Origin of the sequence: Endozoicomonas sp. ALC013, assembly GCF_049310205.1 — a bacterium.
Lineage (GTDB): Bacteria > Pseudomonadota > Gammaproteobacteria > Pseudomonadales > Endozoicomonadaceae > Endozoicomonas.
Window position 1 is genome coordinate 1 of sequence record NZ_JBLYNS010000126.1, and the last position, 15,417, is coordinate 15,417.

The 15,417-nt window shown below is 50.4% G+C and carries 11 protein-coding genes; 2 read left to right on the forward strand and 9 right to left on the reverse strand.

The window, feature by feature from the left end:
• Positions 1-240: 240 nt before the first annotated feature.
• Positions 241-1,410 (forward strand): pentapeptide repeat-containing protein, encoded by a 1,170-nt coding sequence (locus tag ACO6V1_RS18485; protein WP_422467966.1) that lies wholly within the window; start codon positions 241-243, stop codon positions 1,408-1,410.
• A 52-nt stretch (positions 1,411-1,462) separates the two neighbouring features.
• On the opposite strand, the gene ACO6V1_RS18490 is transcribed toward ACO6V1_RS18485, so the two are convergent.
• The 6 genes from ACO6V1_RS18490 to ACO6V1_RS18515 form a co-directional block, all read right to left on the reverse strand.
• Positions 1,463-3,136, reverse strand: coding sequence for an HlyD family type I secretion periplasmic adaptor subunit (locus ACO6V1_RS18490; RefSeq protein ID WP_422467968.1), 1,674 nt, complete (start codon positions 3,134-3,136; stop codon positions 1,463-1,465).
• 6 nt (positions 3,137-3,142) lie between these two features.
• Positions 3,143-5,311, reverse strand: a complete 2,169-nt coding sequence (locus ACO6V1_RS18495) for a type I secretion system permease/ATPase (RefSeq protein ID WP_422467970.1) — start codon at positions 5,309-5,311, stop codon at positions 3,143-3,145.
• A 265-nt stretch (positions 5,312-5,576) separates the two neighbouring features.
• Entirely contained in the window at positions 5,577-6,311 is a 735-nt protein-coding gene (gene phoU / locus ACO6V1_RS18500; protein ID WP_422447711.1) for a phosphate signaling complex protein PhoU, read from the reverse strand.
• A 49-nt stretch (positions 6,312-6,360) separates the two neighbouring features.
• A complete protein-coding gene (gene pstB, locus ACO6V1_RS18505; RefSeq protein ID WP_422447713.1) occupies positions 6,361-7,380 on the reverse strand; it encodes a phosphate ABC transporter ATP-binding protein PstB in 1,020 nt (339 codons plus the stop codon).
• 5 nt (positions 7,381-7,385) lie between these two features.
• The gene (pstA, locus tag ACO6V1_RS18510) at positions 7,386-9,074 is read right to left on the reverse strand and encodes a phosphate ABC transporter permease PstA (RefSeq protein WP_422447715.1); all 1,689 of its coding nucleotides are present in this window, start codon (positions 9,072-9,074) and stop codon (positions 7,386-7,388) included.
• Between the two features lie 26 nt (positions 9,075-9,100).
• Positions 9,101-11,413, reverse strand: a complete 2,313-nt coding sequence (locus ACO6V1_RS18515; protein ID WP_422467972.1) for an ABC transporter permease subunit — start codon at positions 11,411-11,413, stop codon at positions 9,101-9,103.
• A 555-nt stretch (positions 11,414-11,968) separates the two neighbouring features.
• On the opposite strand from ACO6V1_RS18515, the gene ACO6V1_RS18520 reads away from it, so the two are divergent.
• Positions 11,969-13,288, forward strand: a complete 1,320-nt coding sequence (locus tag ACO6V1_RS18520) for a Na+/H+ antiporter family protein (protein WP_422447719.1) — start codon at positions 11,969-11,971, stop codon at positions 13,286-13,288.
• A 79-nt stretch (positions 13,289-13,367) separates the two neighbouring features.
• Here ACO6V1_RS18520 and ACO6V1_RS18525 read toward each other — a convergent pair whose 3' ends face one another.
• The 3 genes from ACO6V1_RS18525 to ACO6V1_RS18535 all read right to left on the reverse strand — a co-directional run bounded on the left by ACO6V1_RS18525 (position 13,368) and on the right by ACO6V1_RS18535 (position 15,320).
• Positions 13,368-14,387, reverse strand: coding sequence for a PstS family phosphate ABC transporter substrate-binding protein (locus ACO6V1_RS18525; RefSeq protein WP_422447948.1), 1,020 nt, complete (start codon positions 14,385-14,387; stop codon positions 13,368-13,370).
• A gap of 256 nt (positions 14,388-14,643) precedes the next feature.
• Positions 14,644-15,075, reverse strand: a complete 432-nt coding sequence (locus tag ACO6V1_RS18530) for a PIN domain-containing protein (RefSeq protein ID WP_422447721.1) — start codon at positions 15,073-15,075, stop codon at positions 14,644-14,646.
• The gene (locus ACO6V1_RS18535) at positions 15,072-15,320 is read right to left on the reverse strand and encodes an AbrB/MazE/SpoVT family DNA-binding domain-containing protein (RefSeq protein WP_422447723.1); all 249 of its coding nucleotides are present in this window, start codon (positions 15,318-15,320) and stop codon (positions 15,072-15,074) included. Before ACO6V1_RS18535 ends, ACO6V1_RS18530 begins: the two co-directional genes overlap by 4 nt.
• Between the last annotated feature and the right edge of the window lie 97 nt (positions 15,321-15,417).

The following is a 15,417-nucleotide window of genomic DNA, read 5'->3' on the forward strand; positions in this document are numbered from 1 at the left end:
TTGAAAGAGCATGACTCCTGACGCTTTTAGCGTGGACAGGTGTCGAAAAAAACTGCCTACAACCATTAATAACCATCAATGGTTGAACGAAAGTGCATTTATAACCACTTGATAAATATATAACTTATTGAAAATAAAGGAGGTAATTTATACCTCCTGTTAATATGAAATATCCGGGCTAAACCTTTAACCTATCCGGGCGACTCAGAATGAAACGAGTTTGTCCGGAGATTTCCACCTGTGCCACAGAAACAACGCCCATCATCGAAGTCTTCAGAACAGAAGTCTTCACCAAAAAAGAAAGTTTCAACAACGTCGGGTAACCACAACATTCTGGATACCGATGGGCTCCAAACCTCTGGCTTAAGAGCCAATAACAGCATTCTGGTCAACAAAGAGGTTGGCAAGTATCAGGTCCAACAGACATCAGGGCTGGCTTCTCAATTTGAGCAGGAAAAAGAGAAAGCTGCGCGGCAACGGGCATTGCTGGAAAGTCTCCACCCCGGATGGACCGCCCCGGATCAATCCGACTTTACCGGGCTATCTCTGAACCATCGGGATCTGGAGCGCATGCGTTTTAAAAACAGCCTGATGCAGCGCTGTAAATTCCGGTCCGGCAAACTGCGAGGCGTTTATTGGAAAAACTGTGACCTGCGTGGTGCCGATTTTCGCCATACCGATCTGCGGGACTGCATTCTGGATGGCTGTAATTTGAATGGAGCCGACCTTCGTCACGCCAACCTGGCCAATGCCAGGGTTATTGATTCCGACCTCTCAGCAGCGAATTTTGATCATGCCGTGCTGGATAAGGCGGTGATTGAAAACTGTGATATGACCGCACAAACCTTCCACAACAGCTCCTGCCGGAAAATACGTTTATACAACAGTCATATCATCCACGGATTCTTTGATAATACCGATTTTTCACAGGCAGAGATTCAGGATATGGAGTTTCGTCACTGTACCCTGACCAAAACGTCATTCAACAATGCGGCGATCCAAAACGCATCATTCAAAGGGTGTGAAAGTTTTGATGAAGGCCCCTCTTTTTCCGGGGCAACAATGAATGAAGTAACCATGGCTGACTGTGAACTACAGTCTGTAAGTCTGGCCAATACCGAAATATCTCAGTGTGTCTGGGAACGTGTCAGCTTAACCAGCGCCCAATTGGATAATGCCGTATTCAACAAGGTCAGCTTCAATGAAGGCGTTTTCACCGACTGCTTCAGTGTGGAAAAGGCACCCACCTTTACCCAGTGCCATCTGAATCATTTACTGATCGAGCATACCGACCTGACCGATGCGCACTTCAGCCAGAGTTGTTTTATCGGAACCATTATCAAAGACTCAGATATTGATCAGTGGCAACTGCACAATACCCGAATCGCACCGGATACAATGATTGAGTAAGGCTGGCCGCTTCAGTGGCTATGATCACACCGGAAAACCAGCCTCATCCTGTTTATCTTTCTGTCAACGCATTCTGTTTGGCCCTGAGAATAGGCTTAAGCAGATAGGCCATCAGCGTCTTATCTCCGGTGATAATGTCCACATTGGTTCTCATACCGGGAATAATCATAAGCGGTTTATCTTCTGAGCCGACGAAGTTATTTTTAGTCCGGATTCGGACAATATAAAAGCTCTCGCCTTTCTCATCCTTGATGGTATCAGCACTGATGTGCTCAACCTCACCTTCAAGCCCACCATAAATCGCAAAGTCATAGGCCGTCAGCTTAACCACTGCTTTCATCCCCAGACGCAGAAAACCGATGTCTTTGGGCTGAATTTGCGCCTCAATCATCAGGTTATCTTCCAGTGGCACAATCTCCAGCAGACTCATGCCGGGCTGAACGACCCCACCCAGCGTAGTGACATGGATTTTCTTAACAATGCCATCCATGGGTGATTTGATCAGAGTCCGGTCTACCTGGTCTTCAAGGGCATGGTTAGACTCACCTAACTGATCCAGATGAACTTCCGTTTCCTTGAGTTCCTGAACAATATCAGCACGGTATTCCTGAAAAACCTCTTCTTTGCGGGACAGCGCCTCCTGATAGGCCGCCTGTAACTTTGGAATACTCAGCTCAGTTCTCCGCATTTGTGACTCAAGGTCATTCACCCGCTGTCTTAACTGAATCAGCTCAACCCTGGAGACAACACCCTGCTCTGCCAGAGGAACGGTCAATTCAAGTTCATCCTGTCCCAGTTCAAAGCTGGTGGTCAAAAATATCAGCTGATCCTCTGTGGTGGCTAACTCATGCTCAGCCTGGACAGCCTGCTCCCGGGCAACATTGAGCTCTGCAATGAAGCGGTCGGCACGCTGATAAAAAATTTCCCGCTCTCGCTCCATATAAGCCGGATAGTCGTCCAACTCAGCCGGGAAGTTCAATGTTTCACCAGACAACTCGGCTCTCAGTCTGGCCGCTTTGGCAAGCTCACTGTAATACTCAATGGCACTTTCCCGAAAGCTGGAAGAGAAACGGGTATCATCCAGCTGCATCAACGGTTGCCCGGAGTGCACCTGTTGCCCTTCTGCAACAAAAATCTGCTCCAGAATCCCACCTTCCAGATTTTGCACCACCTGCAACCGCGACGATGGAATGACGATCCCCAGGCCCCTGGTAATTTCATCCAGCCGGGCAACACTGGCCCAGACGATGGAGGAGAACAGCGCCAGCAGCATAGTGTATATCAGTAAACGGCCACCTTTTGGCGTTCTTATCAACATGGCGACATTGGTATCAGAGATATATTCCATATCATCTGGTAGCACTGTGTCTTCTATCTTTTCTAAAGAGTTCTCTGAAGAAGTCTCTGAAGAGTTCTCCGGAGAATCCTCCCCTTTGCCATCCTCAGAAGCACTCTGCTCTTGGCCATCAGCAACAGTAAATGCCTGTTCTGACTCAGCCGACTCTGAAGAGGTCTCTGAAGAAGCCTCTAAAGAGTTCTCCAAAGAATCCTCCCTCTTGCCATCCTCAGAAGCATTCTGCTCTTGGCCATCAGCAACACTATATGCCAGGCCTGATATCGCCTGTTCAGACTCAGCCGACTTGGTAATGTGGCCTTCTGACGGTTCAGTCTGATTCACAGGTGCCTCTGTCGAGCCCTTTACGTCCTTATCATCGCTGCTACTCATTCCAGCCTATCCTATTTTGAGTTTGCCCTGCCTTAACGCCGCATGTACCTGATCCTTGGGTCCATCCGCAACAATACGTCCACTGTCCATTACGATCAGTCGATCCACCAGATCCAGCATTGAGGCCTTATGGGTAACCAATATCAACGTCTTGCCGCTGCACCGGGTCTTTAGCTGCTCCTTCATCCGCAGCTCTGTGGTGTTGTCCATAGAACTGGATGGCTCATCCATCACCAGAATCGGTGGATTCATCAGCAGGGCACGGGCCAGGGCAATACTTTGTCGCTGCCCTCCGGACAGGTTTTGCCCACGCTCACCCACAATCATATCCAGCCCGTTAGGGTGCTTATTGGCAAACTCCGTTACTCCGGCAATCTCAGCAGCCTCAAGCAACTGGCTGTCGTCAACATGGTTTGCCCCCAGGGTGATATTGTCTTTAATGGAGCCGTAAAACAGTGTGATATCCTGGCTAACGCAGCCAATACTGGAGCGCAGGTCAGTGGGATTGATCTGTCGTAAATCAACACCGTCAACCCGAACTGCGCCTTCTCCCGGTTCATAAAGTCCCAGTATCAGCTTTTCGATGGTTGTCTTGCCGGAACCAATTCGCCCGATAATCCCAACCTTTTCACCGGCTTTAATGCTCAGGCTGACATCTCTTAAGGCCTGAATTTCCTGCTCGGGATAGGAAAAGTTAACCCCATCAAAGTCAATACTGCCTTTCAGGTCCGGACGATTCACGTAATCCCTGTCTTCATGACGTTCGGTTGGCATGTCCATGATCTGATTCAGGCCATCCAGAGCCGATTTGGCCTGGTTATAGCGGGTTGCCAGCCCGGCAATCTGAGCCATGGGTGCCAGACAACGGCCAGACAGCATGACCGAGGCAATCAGTCCCCCCATGCTCAACTCACCTTCAGAGATCAGATAAACCCCAAGAATAACCATGCCTATATTGGCCATTTGTTGAACATAGGCACTGAAACTGGTGGCAGAAGAAGTGAGCAGTTTGGTTTTAATGCTCCAGGTGGCAATATGGCTAACGGCTTTTTCCCATCGGTACTGAATATCACTCTCGGCCTGGGCAATTTTCAGGGCTTCCATGCCTGAGAGGCTTTCAATCAATGTGGCATTTTTCTGCTGACTGGAACGGAGTGTTTTTTCAACGGAGTTTTTAAGAGGTTCCTGAATGAAGAAGCTATATAGACCGATGATAAACATCGCTACCAAAGGCACCAGAGCCACCGGGCCACCAAGCATAAATATCACAAAAAGAATGATACAGGTGAAGGGCAGGTCAACCAGAGCGGTTACTGTTGAAGAGGTAATAAAATCTCGAATACTTTCGAAATCCTGAAGGTTTTTCGCAAAGGAACCAACAGAAGCGGGCTTAGCCGTCATGCTCAACCCCAGAACCTGCTCCATGATGGCAGAAGAGAGCAGAATATCGGACTTTTTACCGGCCAGATCAATAAAATAGCTGCGCACCATTTTCAGAATAAAATCAAAACTGAAAACAATTAACGCACCAACGGCCAGAACCCAGAGTGTATCAAATGCCTGGTTGGGAACCACCCGGTCATACACATTCATCACAAACAGCGGGCTGGCAACCACAAAAATATTGATCAACAGTGATGCCAGTAAAACATCACGGTAAATTCTCCATGAACCGAGAATAGTTCCCCAGAACCAATGTCTGGATTTAACCGTTAATTTCTGCGGGGTCCGACGATCATAACGATGCTTTTCACGGACATAGATAACATAGCCACTGTAAAATTCATTTAATTCTTCAATACTGATTGTTGTCGTGCCCTCACCGGTTTCCGGCATAATAATCCGGGCAGTGCCTTTTGCATGATCAATATCCGACAAAATGCAGGCTTTGCGTTTATTCAGTAACAACACGGCAGGAACAACCAGTGAAGATATTTCGGCAATCTCCCGCTTATGAACTTTACAGGCCAGACCCGCTCTTTCAGACGATCGAATAAATACTTCTGCAGTAAATTTGCCTTTCTCAAGGGGCATTCCAGCTTTTAAAGATTCCCGTGAATACGGATTACCATAATGGCGGGTTAACAAGGCGAGGCATTCAAGAAGGTCATCGCTGCTGACGGGGTGTTCATCAGGGATATCCCAGCCGTCATGAAGGGTACTGGAGTAATTCATAGCTACCTGCTGATTGTTTCATCCGTGTTTTTTTACAAAAGATTGATTCAGAAACAAACAGCATGATTGCCTGAAAGGTATTAATAACTAAAGATTAGCGCAAAATACCAAACAGCTAATTGAAAAATAAAAAATTGAAAAATAAAAAATTGAAAAATAAAAAATTGAAAAACACATTTTTAAATGGTGTTCATATCAGAAATAAAAAACCGGGGAATTTAATTCCCCTAAAACCATTTCAATTAAATTAAAAGACAGTACTGCTTCAATCATCCAGCTGCTGATCAAACACCTCTTCCTGCATCCGTTTAAGACCAATGTGTCTGACATCCTTACCCTTGACCAGGTAAATAACGTGCTCGGCAATATTTCTGGCATGATCCCCAATCCGCTCCAGAGAGCGTAATACCCACATAATATTCAACACCCGGGTAATGGAGCGGGGATCTTCCATCATATAAGTCACCAGTTCACGGGTGGCACTTTTGTATTCCCGATCCACCGCTTTATCCTCTTTAGCCACCGCAAGGGCCTGCTCTGCATCAAACCGGGCAAAGGCATTCAGGGCATCCTGAGTCATCTGGCGGACATGACTGCCAATATGACGGGTTTCAATATAGCCTTTGGGTGCTTCCCCCTGTTCTGACAATTTTATGGCAAATCGGGCAATTTTGGCCGCTTCATCACCAATGCGCTCCAGGTCCGTGGCCACTTTGGTGCATGCCAGAACCAGGCGTAAGTCGCTGGCTGCAGGCTGGCGGCGGGCCAGAATTCTGGAACACTCCTGATCAATGGACGTTTCCATAAAGTTGATGTCGGTGTCTTTTTCACAAACAACGATGGCCAGGTCACTGTCGGCATTGATCAGTGACTCAATGGCATCACTGACCTGCTTCTCAACCGTGCCGCCCATGGACAACAGGTTATTGCGCAGCTCTTCCAGTTCATGGTTGAACTGCTGGGAAATGTGGTGGGTCAGCAAATCGCTTTGGTTAGGCATGGATAATCCTTGGAGGCTGCCAGAAACTGTTGAGATTCAGGAAAGCTCTTCAGCCATAACGGCCAGTAATGTAGTCTTCAGTCTGTTTCTTGCGGGGGTTGGTGAACAGCCTGTCGGTGTCGCCATACTCAATCATCCGCCCCATATACATAAATGCGGTGTAATCCGACACCCGGGCCGCCTGCTGCATGTTATGGGTGACAATCACAATGGTAAATCTGGACTTCAACTCATTGATCAACTCTTCAATCTTCAAAGTGGAGATAGGGTCGAGTGCAGATGCAGGCTCATCCAGAAGCAATACTTCGGGTTCCACCGCAATGGTCCGGGCAATAACCAGACGCTGCTGCTGCCCACCGGATAGGCCCAGTGCGCTTTCATGGAGGCGATCCTTCACTTCATTCCAGAGCGCAGCCCCTTTCAGCGCCCACTCCACAACGTCATCCAGTACCCGCTTTTTATTGATGCCCTGAATTCTCAGGCCATAGGCAACATTTTCATAAATACTTTTTGGGAATGGGTTGGGCTTTTGGAACACCATCCCCACCCGACGACGAAGATCAGCCACATTGACGGATTTCTCGTAGATATTTTGCTGCCCACCGGAAGCATTGGTGAGCCGTATCTGCCCATCCACACGACAGCCATCCACCAGATCATTCATCCGGTTCATACTGCGCAGCAGCGTGGACTTACCACAGCCCGAAGGTCCGATAAACGCCGTTACACGCTTTTGCGGTATCTTCATGGAGACATCAAACAGCGCCTGTTTCTCGCCATAGAACAAGTTCAGGCCAGACACCTCCATACTGGTCGGTTCAAGCTCAAGGTTCAGTACAGAACGACCACGCCCAAGAGACTCAGGATTAACAGCTCCGGGAAGTGCGGAAGGTGGTTCAGCACGACCATCAGCGGTAACACTGGCGTACTTCTCAGGGCTGTTTTCAGGATACGTTATGGCGGTTTTCACAGTAAGAGCCTCACTCAAAGTCTTGTTCAGGCTTTCATCCTTTTTTTCATCCCCTTCCGGCTTTCTATCGATGACGTTATAAAGCTCTTCCGCAGACATCGTGTTCAGTCCTCAAGGCTCTTGTATTTTTCACGTAACCGGTTGCGAATCGCAACGGCGGACAGATTCAGCACGGCAATAACCATCACCAGCAGCAACGCAGTGGCATACACCAGCGGCCTGGCGGCTTCCACGTTCGGGCTCTGGAAACCCACATCAAAAATATGAAAGCCCAGATGCATGAACTTCTGATCAAGATGCAGATAGGGGTAGTTGCCATCCAGCGGCAAGCTGGGAGCCAGCTTAACAACCCCCACCAGCATCAGTGGTGCTACTTCCCCTGCCGCACGGGCAACCGCCAGAATCAAACCGGTCATCATGGCCGGGCTGGCCATGGGCAGCACAACCCGCCACAACGTTTCTGCCTTGGTGGCACCGAGGGCCAGACTCCCTTCCCGAACGGAGCGGGGAATACGGGACAGCCCCTCTTCCGTGGCGACAATCACCACCGGCAGGGTCAACAGAGCCAGAGTGATGGATGCCCACAGCAGCCCCGGAGTACCAAAGGTGGGGGATGGCAGGGCCTCAGCAAAAAACAGATTATCGATTTTTGCCCCGGCAAAGTAGATGAAAAAACCAAGACCAAACACACCGTAAACGATGGAGGGAACCCCCGCCAGGTTATTAACTGCCACCCGGATGGCCCGGGTCATCCAGCCCTGACTGGCGTACTCTCGCAGATAGACGGCAGCGATAACACCGAAAGGGGTCACCATAATGGACATCAGAATCACCATCATCACTGTGCCAAAGATGGCGGGGAAGACACCGCCTTCGGTATTGGCCTCCCTGGGATCATCAAGAATGAACTCACTGACCTTGTCAAAATAAAAACCTATTTTATCGGTCAGTGACAGGGCATTGGGCTGATAGGCACGCACCACCTTACTGATTGGCTGTTCCAGGGTTTGACCAGCAACGGTTCTGGCCACAAAGCTGTCACGGTTGAACGCCCGGTAAAGATCGCCCAGCTGGTTTTCCAGTTGCTGATATTCCTGATTCAGCTGTTTTCGCTCAGCCTGAATCTCTGCCTGACGGACAGGGTCCCTATCACCGCTCAGCTCCAGACGACGCTCGGCCAGACGCAGCTGTTCTATTGCGGCGTTTATTGAGCCAATGTCGTGCTTTTCAATCTGGTAGATTGCCTGATAAATCGTGAGCGCCCGATCCAAACGCTTATTGAAAACGGTCCAGGCCGATTCACCACTGGCAACGGTGACACCATCTTCCTGAACAGACTCCAGAAAGCCGTAGAAATTGCCCCATTCACGACGTTCAAGCACCATGATGTCTTCAGGGTACTGGCGATTACTCAGCCACTCATCGACGATCCAGACAAAGTCAGCACCACTCAGGTCCCGATTGCCCTGCTTCAACAGAACACGGGTATATAGCTCCTGGCCGTTGACCACCTCAAGGCCGGACGACTCCAAACGGGCTGCGGGGACTTCTTCACTGTCAGTAATCTCTCCGGCAACCATTCGGACGGCCTGCCCCGGAGGCTGGTAATCAGCCACCATAATCTGGCCCGGCCAGAAGTGCCCCAGCCCGCGCACAGCGATCAACCCCAGCAGCCCGATCACCAGAACCAGACTGATGGCAACCGCACCGGCATTTAGCCAGACCCAGGGAGCACCGCTGTTAATCCATGCACCAACAGAGCGTTTTCCGGGGCTTTGAAGGGAATTATTCATAGTCATTTCTTATCCTCTTTCCCTTCTTAGAGCGAGCTGTATTTCTTACGAAGTCGATGACGCACCATCTCCGCCGCCGTGTTCACCACAAAGGTAAACAGGAACAGCACCAGTGCGGCCAGAAAGAGAATTCGGTAATGGCTACTGCCCACTTCAGACTCTGGCATCTCAACCGCAATATTGGCCGCCAGCGTCCGCATGCCCTCAAAGATATTGGCATCCATAATGGGCGTATTCCCTGTGGCCATCAGCACGATCATGGTTTCACCCACAGCCCTTCCCATACCGATCATCAGCGCAGAGAAAATACCCGGACTGGCGGTCAGAAGAACCACCCGGGTCAGGGTCTGCCAGGGTGTGGCTCCCAACGCCAGGGAACCATAGGTCAGGTGCCTGGGTACGCTGAATATCGCATCCTCCGCAATGGAAAATATGGTTGGAATAACGGCAAAACCCATGGCCAGTCCTACCACCAGGGCATTACGCTGGTCGTAGGGAATGCCCAGCTCGGTGGTCAGCCAGGTACGCATATCACCGTCAAACAGCCAGAGTTCCAGACTGGAACTGAGCGACATGGCCAGGGCACCACTGAGTAATACCACGGGCACCAGCAATCCGGCCTGCATACCGTCAGGAATCCGGTGACGTATCGTTGCAGGCAAGCCATCCCAGGCAAAAGCAAACATCAGGATGCCCGCTGGCACAAAGAGCAACAGGGCAAAAATACCCACCAGCTGATTTTCAATCAGCGGGGCCAGCCAGAGCCCGGCAAGAAAACCAAGAATGACCGTAGGCAGGGCCTCCATCAGCTCGATCACCGGCTTTACCTTTCTGCGCATGCCCGGAGCCATAAAGTAGGCGGTGTAAATAGCCGCACAAATGGCCAGTGGCGCTGCCAGCAACATGGCATAAAACGCCGCCTTGAGCGTCCCGAACGACAGTGGCATCAGGCTCAGCTTGGGCTCGAAATCATTGTTTGATGCCGAGGACTGCCAGATGTAATCCGGCTGATTGTAAGACTCATACCAGACTTTACCCCACAGGGCAGACCAGGATATTTCCGGGTGCTCATTGTCGATTTTCAGGAATTGCGTCTCACCCTGGCTGGCCAGAATGAGATAATTGCCTCTTGGCGCTACGACCATTTGATCTATTCGACCCGCAGCCAATGGCTCCACCAGCAGAGAACGGTTTGCCGTGGTGTAATACAGACCAACCTGACCCTTCACATCCGACGCCAGAAAGCCCTTGCGCCGATGCTCCGGAACAATCTTGTCGATGGGGTCACTGCCGAGGCTGAAAGAACGAATATTGTGCAAATTCAGACGGCCATCTTCACGAACCATAAACCACTGGGCGATATTGCCTTCTGAGTCACCCACCAGCAGGGACACCCCGCCCAACAGAAACGTCATCGCGGTAACTTCCACTCCCTTAGCGGTCAGGTTGAGCGTCTCATGGATATAGGGACGGTCAATATCGCTGATATTGATCACCGTCAGTTGATTGCTGCCGCTGAGGACATAAAGCCAGGTTTGTTCCGGATCAATCAGCAACTGGCGGATATCCAGGCCACCCTGCGCAGAAAGTCCGCTGATCACCGGCAGGGCGACGGACTGCTGCTCAACAGTGATGGACTCGGTTAAAAAATCCGCTTCCTTATGGACAACCTCCATCACCAGCTGGTTATTGCTGCTGGCGGCCATCAACAGCTTTTCCTCACCGTCACTGATGGCCAGTTGTGCAACCGGAGCCGAAAAGTCCTTGATGGCAAAAGGCTGCCGCTCATAAGGGTAGCTGACTTCCGGTGTGATCTTCCGGCGGTCATCTGGCCAGGTAATCCTGTAGCCCTGATCAAACAGTATGACCTCACCTTTGGTAAGACCGGCCGCCATCAGATTGGAACCAGCAGCATCCCTGACCACCCTGACCACCTCACTGCCCGCAGGTATTGGCAGCAACTCATTCTGTAGCCATTCACCGGTCTGGGAGGAGAAAAAACGCAGATTACCGGAAGCCTCTGCTTGCATGGCCACTTCGGCCTGCTCTTCAACAGCGAGAAATATCGGCGCTTTTTTTGTAGCAACTGGCTCATCAACAAAAGTCAGGGCCGATGGGTATGAAGCAACCCGGGTAATCTCAGCGCGGTTAAATAGCGGCAGGACCTCATAGAGGAGGTAAAAGAAAATCAGGAGAATCGCCACAATCACGCCAAGACCACCGGAGGCAACCCCCCAGCGGGCAAGACGGTCTTTCAAGAAGCGCAGGGAACGATATTTTTTTAGTGCCGGTGTATTGAAATCAATACCCGGGCTGTTATCCATCGAATTTTGATACATGGCGCAAGTCTGATTAAATCATGCCCGTAACTTACAGAATCAATATGACAGTAATGTGACACCGGGAAAAAATCATTGCCCGGGCCAACAGATCAATGTAATTTAGTGGCTGCCAATAACGGCTGTAAGCCTGAATTACCGAGCCTACAGACCTGTTGAAAGTGCATCATGATCAGAGAAAATAACGATGTTACCCAGAAATCTGCTAACAATACCCGGTATTGACACCCAATCAGAACAGTGTAGCTCTGCCCTTTCCATGATCCCTTCCCTGCATGCCCACCGACACCATCATCACCATTGAACGGCTGATTCGACCCTGATCGAATACATTTACTTTTATCGCCTGAGCTTCTAGCCTCAATGTGTAATATATTAATTTACAACTAGAAAAAAGAGCTCAAGGCACAACCAATCAAGGAATGCGACAGCTCCTGACGAGCTCTGCACTGATCTGCTATAGACTGATCTGTTATAGATCGTGCTGTGGATAATGCTGTGGATTGAAGTATCGCAAACCGCTTATAACTCAAAAGAACACAAAACTGGATTACTATGAACGCTGTCATTTTGGCTGTTGCCATCATGCTGACCTTGAGTGTCTTGCGTGTAAACGTTGTACTTGCCCTTTTTTTCGGGGCTATTGGTGGAGGTCTTGCCGGTGGACTGGGGTTTGATGCCACACTGTCCGCTTTTGCCGAAGGGTTGGGGGGTGGTGCCAGCATCGCCATCAGCTACGGTATGCTGGGTGCCTTCGCCATGGCTATATCCGCATCCGGGATTCCCCAGTGGCTGGCCGATCGAATTATTCAGAGGGTAGCCAAGACCCACAAAACAGCTGGCCTGAGGATCTCAATCCTGGGAAGCATTCTGCTGATGGCCTTTGCCTCCCAGAATGTGGTCCCTGTGCATATCGCCTTTATTCCTATTCTGATCCCACCGCTACTGGGTGTTTTCAGCTCCTTACAGCTGGACCGCAGGGCGGTAGCAAGCACCCTGTCGTTTGGTCTGATCGCCACCTATATGCTGGTTCCCATTGGTTTCGGCAATATCTACCTGACCCAGATCCTGGCGGGCAACCTCAACGATAATGGCTTGAACATTGACCCTGACCTGATGCCATCGGCCATGGCTCTACCGGTACTCGGCATGTTTATTGGTCTGCTTGTGGCTGTGTTCTGGACTTACCGTAAACCCCGCCACTACCACATTGCAGAGAGCGCCCTGAAAACCGCTAAGGAAGAGCAGCCATCCATGGAGCCAAAGGCCGTGCTGATTACCCTGGTATCCATTGCGGCGGCACTCGGCGTGCAACTGTTCACCGACTCCATGGCCATGGGTGCAGCCACAGGCTTTATGATGATGATCCTCGGCGGCATTGTGCACTGGCGGGAAGCGGATGATGTCTTTGCCCGGGGTGTAAGAATGATGGCCCTGTGTGGATTTATCATGATCTCTGCCTCTGGCTTTGCCGAAGTACTCAGGACAACCGGGGATATTCCTGCCCTGGTGGCCATGGTTGAAGAGCTGGTTTATGGCAGCAAGGCACTGGCCGCATTGCTGATGCTGCTTGTTGGATTGATGATCACCATGGGCATTGGTTCTTCCTTCTCAACCATTCCCATTATTGCCACGCTCTATGTCCCACTGGCGCTGGCCCTCGGCTTTTCACCTCTGGCAACCGCAGCGCTTGTTGGTGCATCCGGCGCGCTGGGTGATGCAGGCTCTCCAGCCTCCGACTCCACCATTGGCCCAACCGCCGGGCTGGATGTGGATGGCCAGCACGACCATATCCGTGACACCGTTATTCCAACGTTTATGCACTACAACATTCCCATGATCCTGTTTGCCTGGATCGCGGCAATGATTCTGTAATTAATGCGTATCCTTTGAAGGGCTAACCAAAAAATAAAGCCACTGAAGACAGTGGCTTTATCTCCACTCAGCAATCACATTACTTGCTGGCAATCGTCGTATTATCCAGTCCGAGCTTAGCCAGGTATTTATCAACCACCTTGCCTGGCAGTGGGATATAACCATCCTTCACAACCACTTCCTGCCCCTGTTTCGAGAGCAGCAACTTAACAAATTCGCGCTCAAGGGGAGACAGTGGCTTGTTAGGCTGCTTGTTCACATACACGTACAGAAAACGTGACAGAGGATAGCTGCCATCAACCGCATTCAGCGGCGTCGCCTCGACAAAGGACTGGCCTTCTTTCTTCGCCAGTGCAACGGTTCTCACACTGGAGGTTTTGTAACCAATACCAGAATAGCCAATACCGTTCAGCGATGCAGAAACCGACTGAACCACCGAGGCGGAACCTGGCTGCTCATTCACACTGTTTTTAAAATCCCCCTTACACAGGGCCTTCTTCTTGAAGTAGCCATAAGTGCCGGATACCGAGTTACGTCCATACAGCTGCACAGAGCGGTTCTGCCAGGATCCACTCAGGCCAATATCACCCCAGGTCTTCACTTCACTGTCTGCGCCACACTTGCGGGTTGACGAGAAAATCGCATCCACTTCGGCCATGGTCAGGCCTTTGATGGGATTATCTTTGTTAACAAAGACCGCCAGCGCATCAATCGCCACAGGAATCGCCGTTGGCTTGTAACCATGCCTTTTCTCAAATGCTTCCAGCTCCTTGTCCTTCATTTTCCGGCTCATGGGGCCGAAGTTTGAGGTACTTTCGGTCAGAGCGGGAGGTGCAGTAGAAGAACCCGCCGCCTGAATCTGAACATTCACATTGGGATAAATGCGCTTGAAATCTTCGGCCCAGAGCGTCATCAGATTTGCCAGCGTGTCTGAACCCACGGAGGACAGGTTACCGGACACGCCACTGGACTTACTGTACTTTGGCAGGGATGGATCCAGCTGGCTGGCCATGGCAGCACCACTGGCCAACGCCAGCGCTGCGGTAGCAGACACAGCCAGGACTCGCTTAAATGCCGTTACGTGTGTTGTTATTTTCATCATTTGCTCTCCAGGATTTACGCGCCCTGTTCGAATAACAGCGCCTTCTCATCTTTAAGGGCTATCAAAGGTTGATCTGAGGCGTGAGCCTCCTTGCTTGACTTCCGGGAATCAAATATAGAGCTTGAATATGACAATTCTGTGAAAAGAAAAAGAAAAGAAAAAGGACACCCACTTTTTAAAAAGTGAAGAGAGCAAACCGTGGCCGGGTCTTTCATTTTTAAAGGGTGGCTTTACGGGGAGCAGGAGGCGTTCATCAGTCACTCCCAACTTGCTCCTTTACCAGCGTGGTGACGATGGATAAAGCCCCCAGCTTTTTGCGGCTTTCAAAGCTGTAGAGCGTTTGGGAGCCTTTGCTGGTGGCACGTCGGGCAATCAGACAATCAGAGAAATCCACTTTTGGAGTTTCGCTGTAATCCATAAGCGCGCTCTGCAGGGCACTCCAGTCTTCAAAAATGAACCGGGTGTTACTGGCGAGCTGTTTGAGAACGGAGTGTATTTCTGCTTTGGTTAATTCAAAGACGGTTTCCAGCACCCACTCGGTTTCGGCCAGGACAATGTCTGAGAGGTAAACGGAGTCAGCAGAATTAATGGTTTCAGCCGCCACTCTCGCTTGCCAGGGCGGGTTACGGGCATCGACTGGCGCTATCAGATAACGCAACAGCACATTTGTATCAACAGCAATCATGATTCGCCCGCGAATTTTCTGGCGGTTTTGTTTTTGATGGCCTTCCTGGTGTCCTCTCGCGTTATGTGTTGATGGGTATCACCAGGTAATTTGATGGTGCCAGAAAGGTCGTCGGAGGTCATCTTTACCAAATGTGCCACACCATCGCGCTCGAAAACCTGTATAAAGTCGCCTGGTTTTAGCCCGAGCTTTTGGCAGATACTTTGAGGAATAGTCACTTGTCTTTTGGTCGTTAATTTATGCACGTCACACCTCTTTCTGTATTACTATATTGAAATAGTAATACTATCGTAGGCAAAGGTTGTACACAGGGCAAGAAAGGTTGTGGCTAGGAGCCTGTCC

Excerpts from the sequence above, each read along its gene's own strand:
- ACO6V1_RS18490 (WP_422467968.1), bottom strand. The coding sequence starts at position 3,136 with ATGAGTAGCAGCGATGATAAGGACGTAAAGGGCTCGACAGAGGCACCT.
- ACO6V1_RS18495 (WP_422467970.1), bottom strand. The coding sequence starts at position 5,311 with ATGAATTACTCCAGTACCCTTCATGACGGCTGGGATATCCCTGATGAA.
- phoU (WP_422447711.1), bottom strand. The coding sequence starts at position 6,311 with ATGCCTAACCAAAGCGATTTGCTGACCCACCACATTTCCCAGCAGTTC.
- pstB (WP_422447713.1), bottom strand. The coding sequence starts at position 7,380 with ATGTCTGCGGAAGAGCTTTATAACGTCATCGATAGAAAGCCGGAAGGG.
- pstA (WP_422447715.1), bottom strand. The coding sequence starts at position 9,074 with ATGAATAATTCCCTTCAAAGCCCCGGAAAACGCTCTGTTGGTGCATGG.
- ACO6V1_RS18515 (WP_422467972.1), bottom strand. The coding sequence starts at position 11,413 with ATGTATCAAAATTCGATGGATAACAGCCCGGGTATTGATTTCAATACA.
- ACO6V1_RS18520 (WP_422447719.1), top strand. The coding sequence starts at position 11,969 with ATGAACGCTGTCATTTTGGCTGTTGCCATCATGCTGACCTTGAGTGTC.
- ACO6V1_RS18525 (WP_422447948.1), bottom strand. The coding sequence starts at position 14,387 with ATGAAAATAACAACACACGTAACGGCATTTAAGCGAGTCCTGGCTGTG.
- ACO6V1_RS18530 (WP_422447721.1), bottom strand. The coding sequence starts at position 15,075 with ATGATTGCTGTTGATACAAATGTGCTGTTGCGTTATCTGATAGCGCCA.